Annotated in this window: 15 protein-coding genes and 1 riboswitch; of the genes, 7 read left to right on the top strand and 8 right to left on the bottom strand. The window is 65.3% G+C overall.

Annotated features, from left to right (window positions below):
• Position 1: 1 nt before the first annotated feature.
• Positions 2–769 carry a cobalt-precorrin-6A reductase gene (locus CK215_RS00140; RefSeq protein WP_095830137.1) on the top strand — a complete coding sequence of 256 codons (768 nt, stop codon included), beginning with the start codon at positions 2–4 and terminating at the stop codon, positions 767–769.
• On the opposite strand, the gene CK215_RS00145 is transcribed toward CK215_RS00140, so the two are convergent.
• From CK215_RS00145 to CK215_RS00180, 8 genes are all read right to left on the bottom strand, one after another.
• Positions 733–1497 carry a precorrin-3B C(17)-methyltransferase gene (locus CK215_RS00145; RefSeq protein WP_095829770.1) on the bottom strand — a complete coding sequence of 255 codons (765 nt, stop codon included), beginning with the start codon at positions 1495–1497 and terminating at the stop codon, positions 733–735. The two genes, CK215_RS00140 and CK215_RS00145, sit on opposite strands and share 37 nt — an antisense overlap.
• Complete coding sequence (locus tag CK215_RS00150) at positions 1494–2252, bottom strand: precorrin-2 C(20)-methyltransferase (protein ID WP_095829771.1); 759 nt, start codon at positions 2250–2252, stop codon at positions 1494–1496. Before CK215_RS00150 ends, CK215_RS00145 begins: the two co-directional genes overlap by 4 nt.
• On the bottom strand, positions 2249–2881 hold the full coding sequence (locus CK215_RS00155; protein ID WP_095829772.1) for a precorrin-8X methylmutase: 633 nt from the start codon (positions 2879–2881) through the stop codon (positions 2249–2251). Before CK215_RS00155 ends, CK215_RS00150 begins: the two co-directional genes overlap by 4 nt.
• Positions 2882–2884: 3 nt before the next feature.
• Positions 2885–4246 carry a precorrin-3B synthase gene (gene cobG, locus CK215_RS00160; RefSeq protein ID WP_095829773.1) on the bottom strand — a complete coding sequence of 454 codons (1362 nt, stop codon included), beginning with the start codon at positions 4244–4246 and terminating at the stop codon, positions 2885–2887.
• Positions 4243–7839, bottom strand: a complete 3597-nt coding sequence (cobN, locus tag CK215_RS00165) for a cobaltochelatase subunit CobN (RefSeq protein WP_095829774.1) — start codon at positions 7837–7839, stop codon at positions 4243–4245. The genes cobG and cobN overlap by 4 nt, the downstream gene beginning before the upstream one ends.
• A 17-nt stretch (positions 7840–7856) precedes the next feature.
• Positions 7857–8894, bottom strand: coding sequence for a cobalamin biosynthesis protein CobW (gene cobW / locus CK215_RS00170; RefSeq protein ID WP_095780850.1), 1038 nt, complete (start codon positions 8892–8894; stop codon positions 7857–7859).
• 1 nt (position 8895) lies between these two features.
• The gene (locus tag CK215_RS00175) at positions 8896–9324 is read right to left on the bottom strand and encodes a DUF1636 family protein (RefSeq protein WP_095829775.1); all 429 of its coding nucleotides are present in this window, start codon (positions 9322–9324) and stop codon (positions 8896–8898) included.
• Between the two features lie 38 nt (positions 9325–9362).
• Positions 9363–9562, bottom strand: a riboswitch (cobalamin riboswitch).
• Positions 9563–9591: 29 nt separating this feature from the next.
• Positions 9592–10791 carry a winged helix-turn-helix domain-containing protein gene (locus CK215_RS00180; protein ID WP_095829776.1) on the bottom strand — a complete coding sequence of 400 codons (1200 nt, stop codon included), beginning with the start codon at positions 10789–10791 and terminating at the stop codon, positions 9592–9594.
• A gap of 327 nt (positions 10792–11118) precedes the next feature.
• On the opposite strand from CK215_RS00180, the gene CK215_RS00185 reads away from it, so the two are divergent.
• The 6 genes from CK215_RS00185 (at position 11119) to nuoF (ending at position 16905) form a co-directional block, all read left to right on the top strand.
• Positions 11119–11484 (top strand): NADH-quinone oxidoreductase subunit A, encoded by a 366-nt coding sequence (locus CK215_RS00185; RefSeq protein WP_027169002.1) that lies wholly within the window; start codon positions 11119–11121, stop codon positions 11482–11484.
• Entirely contained in the window at positions 11475–12056 is a 582-nt protein-coding gene (locus CK215_RS00190; protein ID WP_013531090.1) for an NADH-quinone oxidoreductase subunit B, read from the top strand. The genes CK215_RS00185 and CK215_RS00190 overlap by 10 nt, the downstream gene beginning before the upstream one ends.
• 4 nt (positions 12057–12060) lie before the next feature.
• On the top strand, positions 12061–12666 hold the full coding sequence (locus CK215_RS00195) for an NADH-quinone oxidoreductase subunit C (RefSeq protein ID WP_066998762.1): 606 nt from the start codon (positions 12061–12063) through the stop codon (positions 12664–12666).
• A 9-nt stretch (positions 12667–12675) separates the two neighbouring features.
• Positions 12676–13866, top strand: a complete 1191-nt coding sequence (locus CK215_RS00200) for an NADH-quinone oxidoreductase subunit D (protein ID WP_067329169.1) — start codon at positions 12676–12678, stop codon at positions 13864–13866.
• Positions 13867–14285: 419 nt separating this feature from the next.
• Positions 14286–15590 carry an NADH-quinone oxidoreductase subunit E gene (locus CK215_RS00205; RefSeq protein WP_095829777.1) on the top strand — a complete coding sequence of 435 codons (1305 nt, stop codon included), beginning with the start codon at positions 14286–14288 and terminating at the stop codon, positions 15588–15590.
• Positions 15591–15600: 10 nt separating this feature from the next.
• A complete protein-coding gene (gene nuoF, locus CK215_RS00210; protein WP_066998771.1) occupies positions 15601–16905 on the top strand; it encodes an NADH-quinone oxidoreductase subunit NuoF in 1305 nt (434 codons plus the stop codon).
• Positions 16906–16944 lie beyond the last annotated feature (39 nt).

A 16944-nucleotide genomic window follows, 5' to 3' on the forward strand; every position in this document is an offset into this window, starting at 1 on the left:
GATGACGCACCGTATTCTGATTCTCGGCGGAACCACGGAGGCCCGGCAGCTGGCGGGCAAGCTGGCTCGCCGGGAGGATTTCTCGATCACGCTGTCGCTCGCCGGCCGCACCGAAAGCCCCATGGCGCAAGGCGTGCCCATGCGTAGCGGCGGCTTTGGCGGCATGCAGGGATTGGCCGCCTATCTCCATCGGGAACAGGTCGATCTGGTGGTCGACGCCACGCATCCTTACGCGGCCCGTATGTCGGCCAATGCCGCTGAGGCGGCCAGGCAAACCCGCGTGCCGATCGTTGCGCTGCGGCGTGCCGGCTGGGAGCCTGTCGCGGGTGATCGCTGGACTTTCGTGGAGAGCGTCGCTGAAGCGGCCAAGGCGCTTGGCACGGCGCCGCGACGAGTCTTGCTGGCGATCGGCCGGCAGGAAGCCGGCGCGTTCGAGGCCGCTCCGCAGCATCGCTATCTCATTCGCAGCGTCGACCCGATCGAGCCGAAGCTGGCTGTGCCTGACGCAGTTTACCTTCTGGCGCGCGCGCCGTTCCCCGAAGCGGACGAGCGCGCGCTGCTTGAAAAATACGCCATCGATACCGTCGTTTCGAAGAACAGCGGCGGCGAGGCGACCTACGGCAAGATCGCCGCGGCGCGCGCGCTCGGCATGGAGGTGATCATGGTGCGCAGGCCACCGCTGCCTGACATTGCGTCGGCCGAGACCGTCGATCAGCTGGCTGCGATGGTCGATCATTTTCTCGACCCAGTTGCCGAACGCGGCGTGTAGACCAGCGCGGGCTTGTCGCCGCGCTTGATGATGCGGGTCTCGGGCGAGCCGATGATGACGCAGGTCGACATGTCGGCCTTTGCCGCATCGGCGTCGGCGAGCAGAAACACCTCGATGCGCTCATCGGGCCGGCCGGCGGCGCGGCCGAAGATCACGGGGGTGGTGCCCGGCAGAATGGCCTTCAGGCATTCGAAGGCGCGGCCGAGCTGCCAGGGGCGGGCCTTGCTGATCGGATTGTAGAGCGCAATGACGAAGCCGGCGCCGGCCGCCGCCAGCAGACGCAGCTCGATCAGCTCCCAGGGTTTTAGATTGTCGGAGAGCGAGATGGCGCAGAAATCATGGCCGAGCGGCGCGCCGATGCGGGCGGCGACCGCGAGCATGGCGGTGACGCCGGGGACGACCGCGAGCTCGATTGACCTCCATTCTGGCGGGCCGGCTTCGATCGCCTCGCAGACGGCGGCCGCCATGGCGAATACGCCGGGATCGCCGCCGGACACGACAGCGACGCTGTGACCTTCGGCTGCCTTGGCCAGCGCCTCGTTCGACCGGGCTAGCTCTTCGCGATTGTCGGAGGCGATGCGGGTCTGATCGTGTCGCAGCTCGAGCCGGTCGAGATAGGGCTTGTAGCCATAGAAGAAGGAAGCCTCCGTCACGGCGCGGATCGCCTCCGGCGTGACCTGATCGGCATTGCCGGGACCGAGGCCGATCACGGTGACGCGGCCGCTCATGGCTTTGCTCCGGGAGCTCCGGGACGCGCCGACCAGCCGGCAACCAGCACGATGGCGAAATAGGGCGCCTTGTCGTCTTGCTTTTCCGCGAGCCGCATCGACACGCTGCCCAGCATGGTGCCGCGCTCGACATAGACGGCCTTCGTCAGCTTGCCGGTCGCTTCCAGCGCGCGGCGGATCTTCGGCAGATTGCGGCCGACCTTCATGATGACGGCGGCGTCGGTATCGGCCAGCCGTCGCGTCAGCTCGAACTCGCTCATCGTGCCGGGAAGCACGGTCAGCACATCGTCGCCCTGGACGATCGGCAGGCCGGTCGCCGACCAACAGCCGGACATGGCGGTGATACCGGGAATGACCTCGGTCCGGAATCGGTGCGAGAGGCGCACATGGAGATGCATGTAGGAGCCGTAGAAAAGCGGATCGCCCTCCGACAGCACGGCCACCATCTTGCCGGCGCCGAGATGCCCGGCGACCTGTTCGGCGGACTGCTCGTAGAAATCGGTGATCTGCGAGCGATAGTCGTCGTGATCCTTGTCGATCTCGGTCGTCACCGGATAGAGCAGAGGCAGCTCGACCATATCCGGGCGAAAGCGCGCCTCGACGATGGCGCGCGCGTTGCTGTTGTTGCCGCGCTTGGCGAAATAGGCGACAACGTCAGCCTCGGCCAGCACGCGCGCCGCCTTCAGCGTCAATAGCTCCGGATCGCCGGGACCGGTGCCGACGCCGACGAGCCGGCCTTTGGGAAAAGCGTTCACAGGCCTGGCCTCGCCAATGCGTTGAGTGCAGCGGCCGTCATCGCGCTGCCGCCCAGCCTGCCGCGCACGATGGCGTAAGGCACACCGTAGGAATTCTCGGCCAGTGCATCCTTGGATTCGGCAGCACCGACGAAACCAACCGGCATGCCGATGATGGCGGCCGGCTTCGGCGCGCCGTCGCGCAATTTTTCGAGCAGATAGAACAGCGCGGTCGGTGCGTTGCCGATGGCGACCATCGAACCTGCCATGCGTTCGCCCCAAAGGTCGATAGCGGCGGCCGAGCGCGTGTTGCCGATTTCCTTGGCGATTTCGGCCGTGCGCGGGTCGCGCAGCCTGCAGATCACTTCGTTGCCGGCCGGCAGGCGGGCACGGGTGACGCCGTGGGCGACCATCTCGGCATCGCAGAAGATCGGCGCCCCGGCGGCAAGGGCGGCACGGGCCGCTTCAACGAAACCGCTGGAGAACACGAATTGGCTGGCTGCCTCGACCTGGCCGCAGGCGTGGATCATGCGGATCGCGACATCGGCCTCTGTCTCGGAAAAGCGCGACAAGTCCGCCTCGGCGCGGATGATGGCGAAAGAGCGCTCGTAGATCGCCATCCCGTCATGGATATAGTCGTAGGCGGCCATTCTTCAGTTCCGTCGATAGAGTTCGGCGATCTCAGTCGCGCCGAGCCTTGTGAGGCAAGCGGCGGCAGTCTCGCCGGGACGCCGTGCGTTGCGGATCGCCGCCGCAATGCCGGCGACCCCGCGCGCGGCGTCATAGCCCGGCCTGTATCCGGCAGGAAGGGTCTTTGCCGTCCCGTCCACGACAAGTCCGGCTCCGTTTTCGTCGCCGACCAGGGTGAGCCCCGCTGGGCCGGGATGGGCGCAGCCCTTGGCGCAGCCGGAAATGTGGAGGGTGAGGGAGGCATCGAGGAGGTCGGGGCTTTCCGTTGCCATTTTTTCGGCGATGGCGCGGGTGGCGATGCGGCCGGAAGCGCAGGCGGGCGCTCCGGGGCAGGCGGCAATGCGGGTGCGCGGATCGGCGGCCTTGGTGACGAAGCCGAGGGCGGCGGCGGAGGCTTGGAGGGGAGGGCAGGCGGATGCGGTGAGGCCGAGGAAAAGCAGGGTGCGGCCTGGGGCCAGGCGGATTTCGGTCGAGTCCAGATCTGAGGCCCGGGCGGCGAGGTCGATGAGGTTCTGGGCCGGCATGCTTCCGAAGGGCAGGCCGATGCCGAGGGCTTGACCTTCGCGTAGGTCAAAGAGGCCGATCGGTGAGCGATGGCGCTCTAAGGCGCCCCCCTCTGTCCTGCCGGACATGTCCGGCAGGACAGAGGGGGGCGCGAAGGAATGCCAGCCTGCGAGAGAAGCCAATTGCCGCTCCGACAAATCCCGTGTGTGCGCCTCGCGACCTTTCTCGGCGACCATCCTGAGCGCTGCGAGGGCGATGTCGCGTGCGGCATCCGCATCGACTGTCGCGAGCGGTCTTGCATCGTGCGCGTCGCACGCAACGGACATGCCCCATTTCACGCCAGCAGCAGTGTGCACTGCCTTCAACCGCACATCAGCTGTCGCTGCGTCCAACGTCAACTGCCCGCCGCCGTCGACGACCACGGACACCTTCGGCCCCAACCGTCGAGTCAGCCCGGCCTCTTCAACCGCCGCCCTGATCCGTTCCGCCAGCGGGCGCGGATCTGCAATCTCCTGCGGGTCGATACCCGCGAGCGGCCCGGTCTCCACCGGCACGCCCGTCCGCACCGCAATGCCCAGCGCATCCACTTCCGCCGCCAGCAGCCCAGCGCTGTCTGCGGTCAGGCCCCGGATCTGCAGGCTACCGCGAGCGGTCACTTCCATGATGCCGTTGCCGTGGCGCAAGGCGGATTCGCAAAGACCGATCAGCGACTTGGGTGCAAGCCCTCCAGCAACCGGATTGAGCCGCACCAGCAGGCCATCGCCGGTCTGCATCGGCGCGCTCAACGCGGGGCAGGCGCCACGGCGCGAGAAGGCGTTCATGCCGCCACCTCGCTTGCCTGCGCCTCGGCGATCAAGGCCGTGAGATCGTCGTCGATGGAATTCCTGAGCGGATGCCAGAGACCGCGCCGTCGCGCAGCCAGGAATCGCTCAGCGATGACCTTCGCGGCGGCGGGATTTTCGCGCAGCAGGAAGGCTCGGACTTCCGCATCGCCGATATAGGCGTCGTGCACCGCCTCGATCAGCGCGCCCGATATGGCATGCGTGGTCTCGGCGAAGCCAACCAGGCGGTCGACCGTCTCGGCGAATTCCGAGGCGCCGCGGGGGCCGTGGCGCATCTGCCCGGCAATGAAGCGCGGATTGACGGCGCGGGCCCGCACCACGCGCGACACGGCTTCGCCGACCGATCGCGGCCTCGGCTTCTTAGGGTCAGTCGTGTCGAGCACGATGACATCGGCATTCCTGCCAAGCGCGGCCAGTGCGGCCGAAAACCCGCCGATGAAGGCGACATCGGCCGAACCTTCGAGGATGTCGCGGCCCGGGTCGTCGCCGGTGTGGACAAGCAGGTCCGCCTCGGCGATGCGGCCCTCGAACACGCCGGGCGCGGAGATGGCCTCACCGTCGGCGCCGCCATAGGCATGCGAGGTTGCTTCGAGATAGGCGCGGCCGATCTCTTCGCGCGCGCTCCATTCGCCGCGCGACAGCAATTCCTCGATCCCGGCGCCGTAAGTGCCGGGCGAGGTACCGAAAATGCGCGGACCGATCTTGCCTTGGGCACGGGCCGCGGCGGCAAGCGGATTTTCCGAATCGTCCTCGTCGCGGCCGGCGACGGCGCTGGCGGCGGCGTCGATCAGCGCGATCTGGATCGGGAACATATCGCGAAACAGGCCGGAGATGCGCCAGGTGACGTCGACGCGCGGGCGGCCGAGCGAAGCCGGCGGCAGCACCTCGATGCCGGTGACGCGACCCGTTGCGGCATCCCATTGCGGCCGGCAGCCCATCAGCGCCAGGCCTTGCGCGATCTCCTCGCCGCCGGTGCGCAACGAGGCGGAGCCCCAGAGGTCGATGACCAACGAGCGCGGCCAGTCGCCATGGCTCTGCATGTAGCTGCGCACGACTTCTTCCGCCGCCGCCTGCCCGAGATCATAGGCCGTCGACGTCGGCATGGTGCGCGGATCGGAGGTGAAAAGGTTGCGGCCGGTGGGCAGGACATCGGAACGACCGCGCGCCGGCGCGCCTGCCGGTCCGGCCTTGATGTGACGGCCGTCGAGCGCAGCGAGCAGGGCGTTTTTTTCGGTCTCGACGCTTTGGCGGCGCAGCGGATCGGCTTCGTCATCGGGCGCGCGGCCATAGACATGCAGCCCGTCCTTGACGGCAAAATCCTTGAGGTCGCACAGCCACGCGTCGATGCGGCGCAGCGCCTCGTCCGGCGCATCGGTTCCGGCAACTCCGGCTTCAGAAGCAAGGCCTGTCTTCTGCGCCGTTTCGACGATCAGCCTTGCAAGTCGGTCACGGCGGCGGCGGTCGAGCCCGTCGGCTTGTGCGTATTCGTCGACCAGCCGCTCAAGCCTCTGTTGCGCCTCGTCGAGCCCGGCGCCGGTCAGCGGCGGCGGCAGGTGACCGAGCGTGACGGCCGAGATGCGGCGCTTGGCCTGCGCCGCCTCGCCGGGATTGGAGACGATGAAAGGATAGATGACGGGCAGAGAGCCGGTGACGATCTCAGGGAAGCAGTTGTCGGAGAGCGCGACCGTCTTGCCCGGCAGCCATTCCAGCGTGCCATGCGCGCCGACATGGACGATGGCGTGGATGCCGAGCGACTTTTGCAGCCACAGGCCGAAGGCGATCAGTTCGTGGCGCGGGGGAAGGGTCGGGTCGTGGTAGTCGGCGCGGCGGTCTGCGGAGCGACCACGGTCGGGGGCCAGCGCCACGGTAACGTTGCCGAAGGTGGCGGCGCGGAAGGGGAAGCTTGCGGAAGGAGGCGCTTGAACACCCCCCTCTGTCCTGCCGGACATCTCCCCCTCAAGGGGGGAGATTGGCAGTTTCGCTGACGGCGCTTCTCCTCCAGCGTTGATGATTGGCGAAAGCATCGATGCAGGCGCAATCTCCCCCCTAGAGGGGGAGATGTCCGGCAGGACAGAGGGGGGCGCATTGACGTGAGCTTTGCCGTTGGCTCTTCCCCATGCTGCCTCAACCGTGTCGCGTGCACCTTCGGGAAGCGCTGCCGAAAAGGCGAGATATTCCTGTAAGGTGAGACCAAGTCCACCCACCTCCAACACATCCAGCAATCCGCGCGGCGATTGCGGAATCCCATCAACCGCATAGCCCTGTTCCTTGAGGTCGTGCAGCATGGCGAGCACACTCGACGGCACATCCAGGCCGACAGCATAGCCCGTGCGTCCGGGCGCGCTTGGATAATCCGGAATCAGGATCGCCAGCTTGCGTTCCGCCCGCTGCGTCCGTTGAAGGCGGAGGAAGGCGGCGATGCGGGCGGCGACCTGCGCGACGCGATCCGCCTCGGGACGGTTGGCGAAGGCGCGGAAGGCCAGCGCCGGATCGGCGTCAATCTCGCCCTTGAAGGAGATCGCGCCGGCGAGGATACGGCCATCGAGCTCGGGCAGCACGACATGCATGGCAAGGTCGGCGGGCGCCAGGCCGCGCTGGTTTTTCTCCCAGACTTCGCGCCGCGTCGTGGCGACGATGACCTGGAACACCGGCACGCCGGCACGGTCGAAGAGCGTTTCGGCACCAGGCTCGGCACCGGAAGCGAAGGCGGTTGCAGTGACGATGGCGGACGGGTTCAACGAGGCGATGGCGGTTTCGACGAAAGCCAGCGATACCGGGTCCTTGAGGCTCGAAACGAAGATCGGCATTGGCGTCATGCCCTGCGAGCGAAAGGCATCTGCGAGTGCATCGATTGGCGCGACGTCCGCGGCGAGCAGCATCGAACGGTAGAAGAGGATGGGGATGACGGGGGCACCGACGCTGTCGATGTTGAGCTCTGTCACACCCCCCTCTGTCCGGCAGGACAGAGGGGGGTGTGAAGGACCGCCGACATCGATGATCTCAGGCTCCTCTACAACCCCCAATCCAGCCTGGTAATACCCCGCCTTCGGCACGCTCACCGGCTCGGCCACGGCCGTATCCGACCCGGCGAGTCTTGCCAGTCTTTGCACCAGCGCGCTCATGTTCGCTGGGCCGCCTTCGCGGAAATAGCCGAGCAGGGCGTCGAGTTCGGCGCGCGGCAGGGTCGAGCCTTCGATCAGCCGCAGATCCTCGTCGTGGCTTTCGCCCGGCAGCAGCGCCAGTTTGATATTTCGCTCGCGCGCAACCGCTGCGAGCTGGTCGCAGCCGTAGCGCCACCAGTCGTAGCCGCCGAGAATGCGGACCAGGACGACCCTGGCATGGCGCGCGACGCTGTCGATCCAGAGATCGACCGACATCGGATGGCGGAGATCGCGAAGTGCTGCCAGCCGCATCGACGGCAGCCGCGCGGCGTCGGCCTTCCACGCAGCGGCGAGGCCGGCGAGATCGCTGTCGGTGAAGGACAGGGCCACGACATCCGCAGGCGTCTGCCTGAGGTCGATCGGCTCGGCGAGATCGTCGAGCGAGGCGGATGTCGTGGTGAGGATGTGCATCGCGGTTCGGTCTTGCCTCAGCCGGCGAGGATACGCTCGATCGCCGGGCGGTTCAGCCCTTTGAGGCCGATGACGACGAGCCGCGATCGGCGGTCGTCGTTCGACGTCCAGGCGCGGTCGTAATAGTGGTTGACGCGCGGGCCGACGGCCTGGAGCAGCAGCCGCATCGGCTTGCCACCCACCTCGACAAAGCCTTTGACGCGCAGAACGTTTTCCTGCTCGGCGGCGAGAGCGACGCGCTTTGCCAGCTCATCCGGACTGGCGATGGACGGGATATCGAGGACGAAGGAGTCGAAATCGTCATGCTCATGGTCGAGCTCGTCATCGTGATGGGTCTTGCGGTTCTCGATGTCGTCTTCGACGGCGAGGCCAAGACCGAGCAGCACCGACGGGTCGACCTTGCCCTGTGCGGTCGGTACGACCTTGACCGCGCGCGCCACGTGCTCGCCGATGACGGCGTTGGCGCGCTCCGAGCCGGCCGCGTCCATCAGATCGCTCTTCGACAGGATGATCAGGTCGGCGCAAGCGATCTGGTCCTCGAACACCTCTTCGACCGGATCATCGTGGTCGAGGGAATCGTCGGCGGCGCGCTGCGCCTGCAGGGCGTCCATATCGGCGGCGACGCGGCCGTCGGCCAGCGCCGGACCGTCGACCACGGCGATGACGCCATCGACCGTCACGCGGCTCTTCACCGTCGGCCACTGGAAGGCCTGGACGAGCGGCTTCGGCAAAGCGAGGCCGGAGGTTTCGATCAGGATGTGGTCGACTTTCGGCGTGCGCGACAGGATCTGGTCGAGCGCCGGCACGAAGTCGTCGGCGACGGTGCAGCAGATGCAGCCATTGGCCAGTTCGACGATGTTTTCCTCCGGACAGGTGTCGACGCCGCAGCCTTTCAGGATCTCGCCGTCGATGCCGACATCGCCGAATTCGTTGACGATGATCGCCAGCCGCTTGCCCTTGGCGTTTTCGAGCAGGTTGCGGATCAGCGTGGTCTTGCCGGCGCCGAGAAAGCCGGTGACGACAGTGCAGGGAACACGGGAGAGGGATGCGGTCATGTCAGTCCTTCAGCAGGTCGAGGGGAGGGATGCGGGCAACCAGGCCGCGCTTGAGGGAATCGGGCCGGCCTCGCCAGGGGATGAGGCCGTCGGTCGAGGTGGCAAAGAGCTTTGCGCCGGTGACGAGGTCGGCGCCGCTGGTCGTTTCCAGGTCACCGAAGACATAGCTCCAGCAGCCGTCGCGCAGCAGCGCCGCGCTCAGGCGGCGTTTGCAATTGCCGAGACACTCGACGGTGCGGATGCGGATTTTCTCGTCCGGCGCGGCGCGGCGCGCGTCTTTGGCAAGGAGGGCGCCGGCACGCGGATGCGCGTCCGAACCGGTCTCATCTCGGCAGGAGGAGCAGACGATGACGGTCACTTCCGATAGCGCGTCGCGGGGTTCGGACGAAATGTCCGCGGTATTAGCCGGAAAACTGACGTTGCGATCCAAAACCAGGCTCCTTGCCCGGAAAACCCGCCGAGCGATCGGATTCTCATGTCTCAGACGGCAGGTCTCCTGGCTCGCGGGTCGTCGCCTTGCGCCGCCTTCCCGGGAACATCCCAGTGGTTTTCGGCTGAGGCTCGTCGCTCACAGTTGCGGGGACAGCCGCGGATTTGGGTTTTCCCGCACCGCATTCCCTCTTGGCTCCTCCCCTTGCCGGGAGGAGACCGTCTGCGGCGGATTTAGGCTTAGAGGTGCTGGCATGTCAACGCGCGGCTACGACACCGAAATGTCGGTCAACGCCGGCCCAAGGTCGCCGCCCGGCGTCACCTCGATGGTTTCCAAGCCGAGCCATGCCTGCACCTGTTTCAACTCATCGAAGAGCTGTGCGGCCGTTTCGGCGGGAGCGCCGGCTTCGGCAAAAGCCGCATGAACGCGCAGCACGCCGGCCGGGCGGTCGGCTCTCAGATCGACCCGGGCAACGATCCGGTCGCCGAGCAGGAAAGGCAGCACGTAGTAGCCGTACTGGCGCTTCTCGGCCGGCGTGTAGATCTCGATGCGGTAGCGGAAGCCGAAGAGTTTTTCCGTCCGAGTGCGTTCGAAAACCACCGGATCGAACGGCGCGAGCAGGGCGCGCGCGTCGATGCGGCGCGGAAAACGGGCGTCCTTGTGGAGATAGGCGGGCTTGTCCCAGCCTTCGACCTTCACCGGCAGCAGTTCGCCCACCTCGACCAGTTCCTCGATCCTGGCCTTCGTATCGCCAGGCGCCAGGCGGAAATAGTCGCGCAGATCGCCATAGGTGGCGATGCCATGGGCGCGGGCGGAAATGCGCAGCAATTCGCGATGCGCGTCCTCGACCGAGGGCACCGGCAGGTCGAGCACGGCCTGCGGCAGAACCCGCTCGGGCAGGTCGTAATAGCGCTCGAATCCGCGCCGGTAGGCGGTGGTGATGCGCCCGGCCCAGAACAGCCATTCGAAAGCGTGCTTGGCCTCGCTCCAGCCCCACCAGCCGCCATTGCCCTTGTGGCCTTCGATGTCGGAGGCGGCGATCGGCCCGCGTTGCGCGACTTGCCCGTAGATCTCCTCGATCATCGCCTTGCGCTCGCGGCCCCATTTGGCGAGGCCGAGATACATTTCCTCGCCTTGCTCGGCGCGCTGCATGCGCCAGCGCATCAACGGATAGGTCTCGACGGGCAGGAAGGAAGCCTCATGGGCCCAGTATTCGAAGACGGTTCGCTTGCGGGTGACGGCCGCGTTGTCGAGCAGCGCAAGCGGGTAGGGCCCGAGGCGCGAATAGAGCGGCATATAGTGGGCGCGCACCACGGCGCTGACGGAATCGATCTGCAGCAGGCCAGTTCGGGAAAGCACGCGGGCGAGATGGCGACGATCGGGCGTGCCGGCAGGCCGCGCATCGGTAAAACCCTGCGCACCGAGCGCAATGCGCCTTGCTGCGGCGAGCGAGATCTTTTCCTTCATCCAGCTACCGATCCTTTGCCGGGGTTTCCAGTCGGTGATTCCGGCCATGCTAGCAGGCAAATGGCGGGAGATATGTCAGGATAGAAAAGTGGAGTAAAACATGAAGGAAATCAAACAGGAGCGGATCGGACCAGTTTCTTCCGATATGGCGTCCAGCGCCGGATTTTGAACAAGGTTTGACTTGCGTCGCCGAAACCGCTGCGCTAACCCTCGCCGCGTCGCAGCATAGGCCACCTAAAACGGTTCAGCGGGTTAAACTGTCACGCTTCCGCCTTAGAGTCCGTTGCTGTAATCAAAGTGAACTGGCCGCCGAAGGAAAGTCGCCGCATGAGCGCACTCCTAAGTTCGTATCTGCCTATCGTGCTCTTCATCGCAGTGGCGATGGTCGTCGGCCTGGCGCTGATCGTTGCGCCGTTCCTGGTTGCCTACCGCAATCCCGATCCGGAAAAGCTTTCCGCCTATGAATGCGGGTTCAACTCATTCGACGACGCCCGCATGAAGTTCGACATCCGCTTCTACCTGGTGTCGATCCTGTTCATCATCTTCGATCTCGAGGTCGCCTTCCTGTTCCCGTGGGCGGTGTCCTTCTCCAAGCTCGGCATGCTCGGCTTCTGGTCGATGATGGTGTTCCTGGCGGTGCTGACCATCGGCTTTGCCTATGAATGGAAAAAAGGAGCGCTGGAATGGGATTGAACGACAGTTCAGGCACCCTCGTCGCGCCGAAGCCCAAGGGCATCATCGATCCCAACACCGGCAGGCCGGTGGGGGAGGACGATCCCTTCTTCCTCGAGATCAATAATGAGCTGGCCGACAAGGGCTTCCTTGTCACCTCGACCGAGGCGCTGATCACTTGGGCGCGCAGCGGCTCGCTGATGTTCATGACCTTCGGTCTCGCCTGCTGCGCGGTCGAGATGATCCACACCTCGATGCCGCGCTATGACTCAGAGAGGTTCGGCGTCGCGCCGCGCGCGTCTCCGCGCCAGTCCGATATCATGATCGTCGCGGGCACACTGACCAACAAGATGGCGCCGGCGCTGCGCAAGGTCTACGACCAGATGCCGGAGCCGCGCTACGTCATCTCGATGGGTTCGTGCGCCAATGGCGGCGGCTATTATCACTATTCCTATTCGGTGGTGCGCGGCTGCGACCGCATCGTGCCGGTCGACATCTATGTCCCCGGCTGCCCGCCGAGCGCCGAAGCGCTGCTCTACGGCATTCTCCTGTTGCAGAAGAAGATCCGCCGCACCGGCACGATCGAACGGTGAACCAATGGCCTTGGCGTTGCACGAACTCTCCACCTATCTCGGCGAGAAGCTCTCCGGCCGCATCGGCGAAACGGTGCTTGCTTATGGCGAACTGACGGTTTGCGTCGAGCCGGGCAACTTGACCGAGGTCGCGACCTTCCTGCGCGACGACCCGCGCTGCCAGTTCGTCTCGATCATCGACATTTGCGGCGCCGACTATCCGTCGCGTGCCAAGCGCTTCGACGTCGTCTACCACCTGTTGTCGCCGAAGCAGAACGTCCGCATCCGCCTCAAGGTCCAGGCCGACGAGGAGACGCTGGTGCCGTCGCTGACCGGCGTCTATCCCGGCGCCGACTGGTTCGAGCGCGAGACCTATGATCTCTACGGCGTGCTCTTCTCCGGCCATCCGGACCTGCGCCGCATCCTCACCGACTACGGCTTTGAAGGGCATCCGCTGCGCAAGGACTTCCCGCTGACCGGCTTCGTCGAGGTTCGCTACGACGACGAGGCCAAGCGAGTCATCTATGAGCCGGTGGAATTGAAGCAGGAATTTAGAAACTTTGACTTTTTGAGCCCGTGGGAGGGAACGGATTACGTCCTTCCGGGCGATGAAAAGGCGAAGCCAAATTGAGGCGCCACAATGGCTGAAACCTCCGTCCGCAATTTTAACATTAACTTTGGGCCTCAACACCCTGCTGCGCACGGGGTTTTGCGTCTCGTGCTGGAGCTGGACGGCGAGGTGGTCGATCGCGTCGATCCGCATATCGGCCTGCTGCATCGCGGTACCGAGAAGCTGATCGAGGCCAAGACCTATCTGCAGGCGGTGCCCTATCTCGATCGGCTCGACTATTGCGCGCCGATGAACCAGGAGCATGCTTTCGCGCTCGCGGCCGAGCGCCTGCTCGGCATCGAGGTGCCGAAGCGCGGCCAGCTGATCCGCGTGCTCTATTCCGAAATGGGCCGCATCATGTCGCACATCCTCAATGTGACGACGCAGGCGATGGACGTCGGCGCGCTGACGCCGCCGCTGTGGGGCTTTGTCGAGCGCGAGAAGCTGATGGTGTTTTATGAGCGCGCCTCCGGCTCGCGCATGCATGCGGCCTACTTCCGGCCAGGCGGCGTGCATCAGGACCTGCCGCAGAAGCTGATCGAGGATATCGGCAAGTGGATCGATCCGTTCCTGAAGTCGGTCGACGACCTTGACGCCTTGCTCACCGGCAACCGCATCTTCAAGCAGCGCAATGTCGACATCGGCACGGTGTCGCTCGCCGACGCCTGGGCCTGGGGTTTTTCGGGCGTGATGGTGCGCGGCTCGGGTGCCGCCTGGGACCTGCGCAAGGCGCAGCCCTATGAATGCTATTCCGAGATGGATTTCGACATCCCGATCGGCAAGAACGGCGACTGCTACGACCGTTATCTCGTGCGCATGGAAGAGATGCGCCAATCGGCCAAGATCATGCGCCAGTGCGTCGATCTTCTGCTCGGCAAGGAGAGCGCCGGACCGGTGTCGAACCTCGACGGCAAGGTGGTGCCGCCGAAGCGCGCGGCGATGAAGCGCTCGATGGAAGCGCTCATCCATCATTTCAAGCTCTATACCGAGGGCTATCGCGTGCCGGCCGGCGAGGTCTATGCGGCTGTCGAGGCGCCGAAGGGCGAGTTCGGCGTCTATCTCGTCTCCGACGGCACCAACAAGCCCTATCGCTGCAAGCTGCGCGCGCCGGGTTTTGCGCATCTGCAGGCCATGGATTTCCTGTGCCGCGGCCACATGCTGGCCGACGTCACCGCCGTGCTTGGCTCCCTCGACATCGTGTTTGGTGAGGTCGATCGGTGAGATTGGGAGCAACTCAGCGATCCAAAGCACTGCTGGCGGCGGCTTGTGTTGCCGCTTCCGTAGAGGCATCCCTAGCTGGGCCCCAAGACGGTCTTACGTCGACCGATCTTCTTCACGACGGATTTAAGCTTGTGGCAGAGGGCGATCTCCTGACGGTACGTGAACTCGGTGGTCACGTCCTTTTGGATTCAGGAATTTTTGTTCTCGGACGTCCTCCGGGGCCGCCTTGTGAGGGCGAGAGGACGTTTGTAGCCGAGATGCCGAGCCTTGCTAAACCTCGCGATTGCGGGCGAGTCACTTGGTGGAACGACCGCTACGACGAGTTCTTGCGTTTGAAACGCGGGCCTGAGGAATTCGTGTGTGTGGTCGGGTCCACCGAAAATTGCTATCGCACCTATAACTAAATCGGGTCAGCAAGAATGTCAGTCCGCCGTCTCGCAGATGCCAGCGTCCAGCCAGCCTCCTTCGCCTTCAACGAGGCGAACGCCGCGGCGGCGCAGCAGTGGATCGCCAAATACCCGAAGGGACGCGAGCAGTCGGCCATCATCCCGTTGCTCATGATCGCTCAGGAACAGGAAGGCTGGGTGACGAAAGCGGCGATCGAGACGATCTCGGATATGCTCGGCATGCCGCGCATCCGCGGCCTCGAGGTGGCCACCTTCTACACGCAATACCAGCTCAATCCGGTCGGGACCCGCGCCCATATCCAGGTCTGCGGCACCACGCCCTGCATGCTGCGCGGCTCGGAAGCGCTGATGGATGTGTGCCGCTCGAAGATCCATCACGACCAGTTCCATACCAACGACAAGGGCACGCTGTCGTGGGAGGAAGTCGAATGCCTCGGCGCCTGCGTCAACGCGCCGATGGTCATGATCTTCAAGGACACGTTCGAAGACCTGACGCCGGAGCGCCTTGCCGAGATCATCGATCTCTATGAAGCCGGCAAAGGCGCCGAGGTGAAGCCCGGTCCGCAGAACGGCCGCATCGGTTCGGAGCCGGCCACGGGCCTGACCACGCTGAAGAGCGAGAAGGCAATCCTGAAATCCACCCGCGACAAGGAAGCCAAGGCCGCCGCGAAGGCAGCCAGACAAGCCGCTGCCGCAGCGCCCGCTGCTGCATCCGCCGCCGTCGTCTCGCAGGCGCCTGCCGCGCCGCCCTTGGCCCCTGTCGGGCCATCGAAATCCGGCAAGCCGAAAACCGACGCGCCCGAAACCAGTCCGGCACTAAGGACACCGTCGCCGGTCAAGGTTTCGCCCGCCACCGAGAAGGCGGCCAGCGTCAGGGCGCCGCGCCACTCCGCAGCCAATGCCAACCAGGCTTCTCCGGAAGTCGAGGCGGTTTCGAAGCCGCGCAGCGGGCCGAAGGCCAAGGCCGAGCCGGCGTCCGCCTTCAAGTCGCCGGAAGCGAAGCAGCCTGCGACCAAGACGGCCAAGCCTTCGCTCGAGGACAAGAACCGCCCGGCCGGGATCGCGCGTCCGGCAACGGTCGACGATCTGAAGCTGATCTCCGGTGTCGGTCCGAAGATCGAAGGCGTCCTGCATTCGCTTGGCATTTATACTTTCGCGCAGGTCTCTGCGTGGAGGAAGGCCGAGCGCGAATGGGTCGACGGCTATCTCAATTTCCGCGGCCGTATCGAGCGCGACGACTGGGCGAAGCAGGCCAAGGCGCTGGCCAAGGGCGGCGTCGCCGAGTACATCCGCGTCTTCGGCAAGAAGCCGGTCTGAGGGACGAACAATGCTTCAGGACAAAGACCGCATCTTCACCAACATCTACGGCCTCTTCGACAAGTCGCTGGCCGGAGCGCAGGCGCGCGGCATGTGGGACGATACACCCGGCCTGATCGCCAAGGGACGCGACTGGATCATCAACGAAATGAAGGCAAGCGGCCTGCGCGGCCGTGGCGGCGCCGGCTTCCCGACCGGCCTGAAATGGTCGTTCATGCCCAAGCAGAGCGATGGCCGGCCGAGCTATCTCGTCATCAATGCCGACGAATCCGAGCCCGGCACCTGCAAGGACCGTGACATTCTGCGCAACGATCCGCATACGCTGGTCGAGGGCGCGCTGGTCGCCGGTTTCGCGATGGGCGCGGTCGCTGCTTACATCTATGTGCGCGGCGAGTTCATCCGCGAGCGCGAGGCGCTGCAGCGCGCCATCGACGAGGCTTATGCGGCCAAGCTCATCGGCAAGAACAACACCTCCGGCTACGACTTCGACGTCTATATGCACCACGGCGCCGGCGCCTATATTTGCGGCGAGGAGACGGCGCTGCTCGAAAGCCTCGAGGGCAAGAAGGGCCAGCCGCGACTGAAGCCGCCATTCCCGGCCAATGTCGGCCTTTATGGCTGCCCGACCACGGTCAACAACGTCGAATCCATCGCCGTGGCGCCGACGATCCTGCGCCGGGGTGCTGCCTGGTTCTCGTCCTTCGGCCGGCCGAACAATGCCGGCACCAAGCTCTTCTGCGTGTCCGGGCATGTCAACAATCCGTGCACCTTCGAAGAGGCGATGTCGATCCCGTTCCGCGAACTGATCGAGACGCATTGCGGCGGCATTCGCGGCGGCTGGGACAATCTGCTCGCGGTCATCCCGGGCGGCGCTTCGGTGCCGCTGGTGCCGGCCGAGCAGATCATCGACGCGCCGATGGATTTCGATGCATTGCGCGACCTCAAATCCGGCCTCGGCACTGCGGCTGTCATCGTCATGGACAAGTCGACCGATATCGTGAAGGCGATCGCCAGGCTTTCCTACTTCTACAAGCATGAGAGCTGCGGCCAGTGCACGCCGTGCCGCGAAGGCACCGGCTGGATGTGGCGGGTGATGGAACGGCTGGTGCGCGGCGAAGCGCAGAAGCGCGAGATCGACATGCTGCTCGATGTCACCAAGCAGGTGGAAGGTCACACGATCTGCGCGCTGGGCGATGCCGCGGCCTGGCCGATCCAGGGCCTGATGCGGCATTTCCGTGGCGAGGTGGAGCGCCGCATCGACGAGTTTTCGCGCAACGCGCACCGGGTCGAGCCGGTGATGGCGGCGGCGGAATAGATTTGTAAAGACGGGCATTGCCCGGGACGGAAAGCAGGG

The organism is Mesorhizobium sp. WSM3864 (genome assembly GCF_002294955.1).
GTDB lineage: Bacteria > Pseudomonadota > Alphaproteobacteria > Rhizobiales > Rhizobiaceae > Mesorhizobium.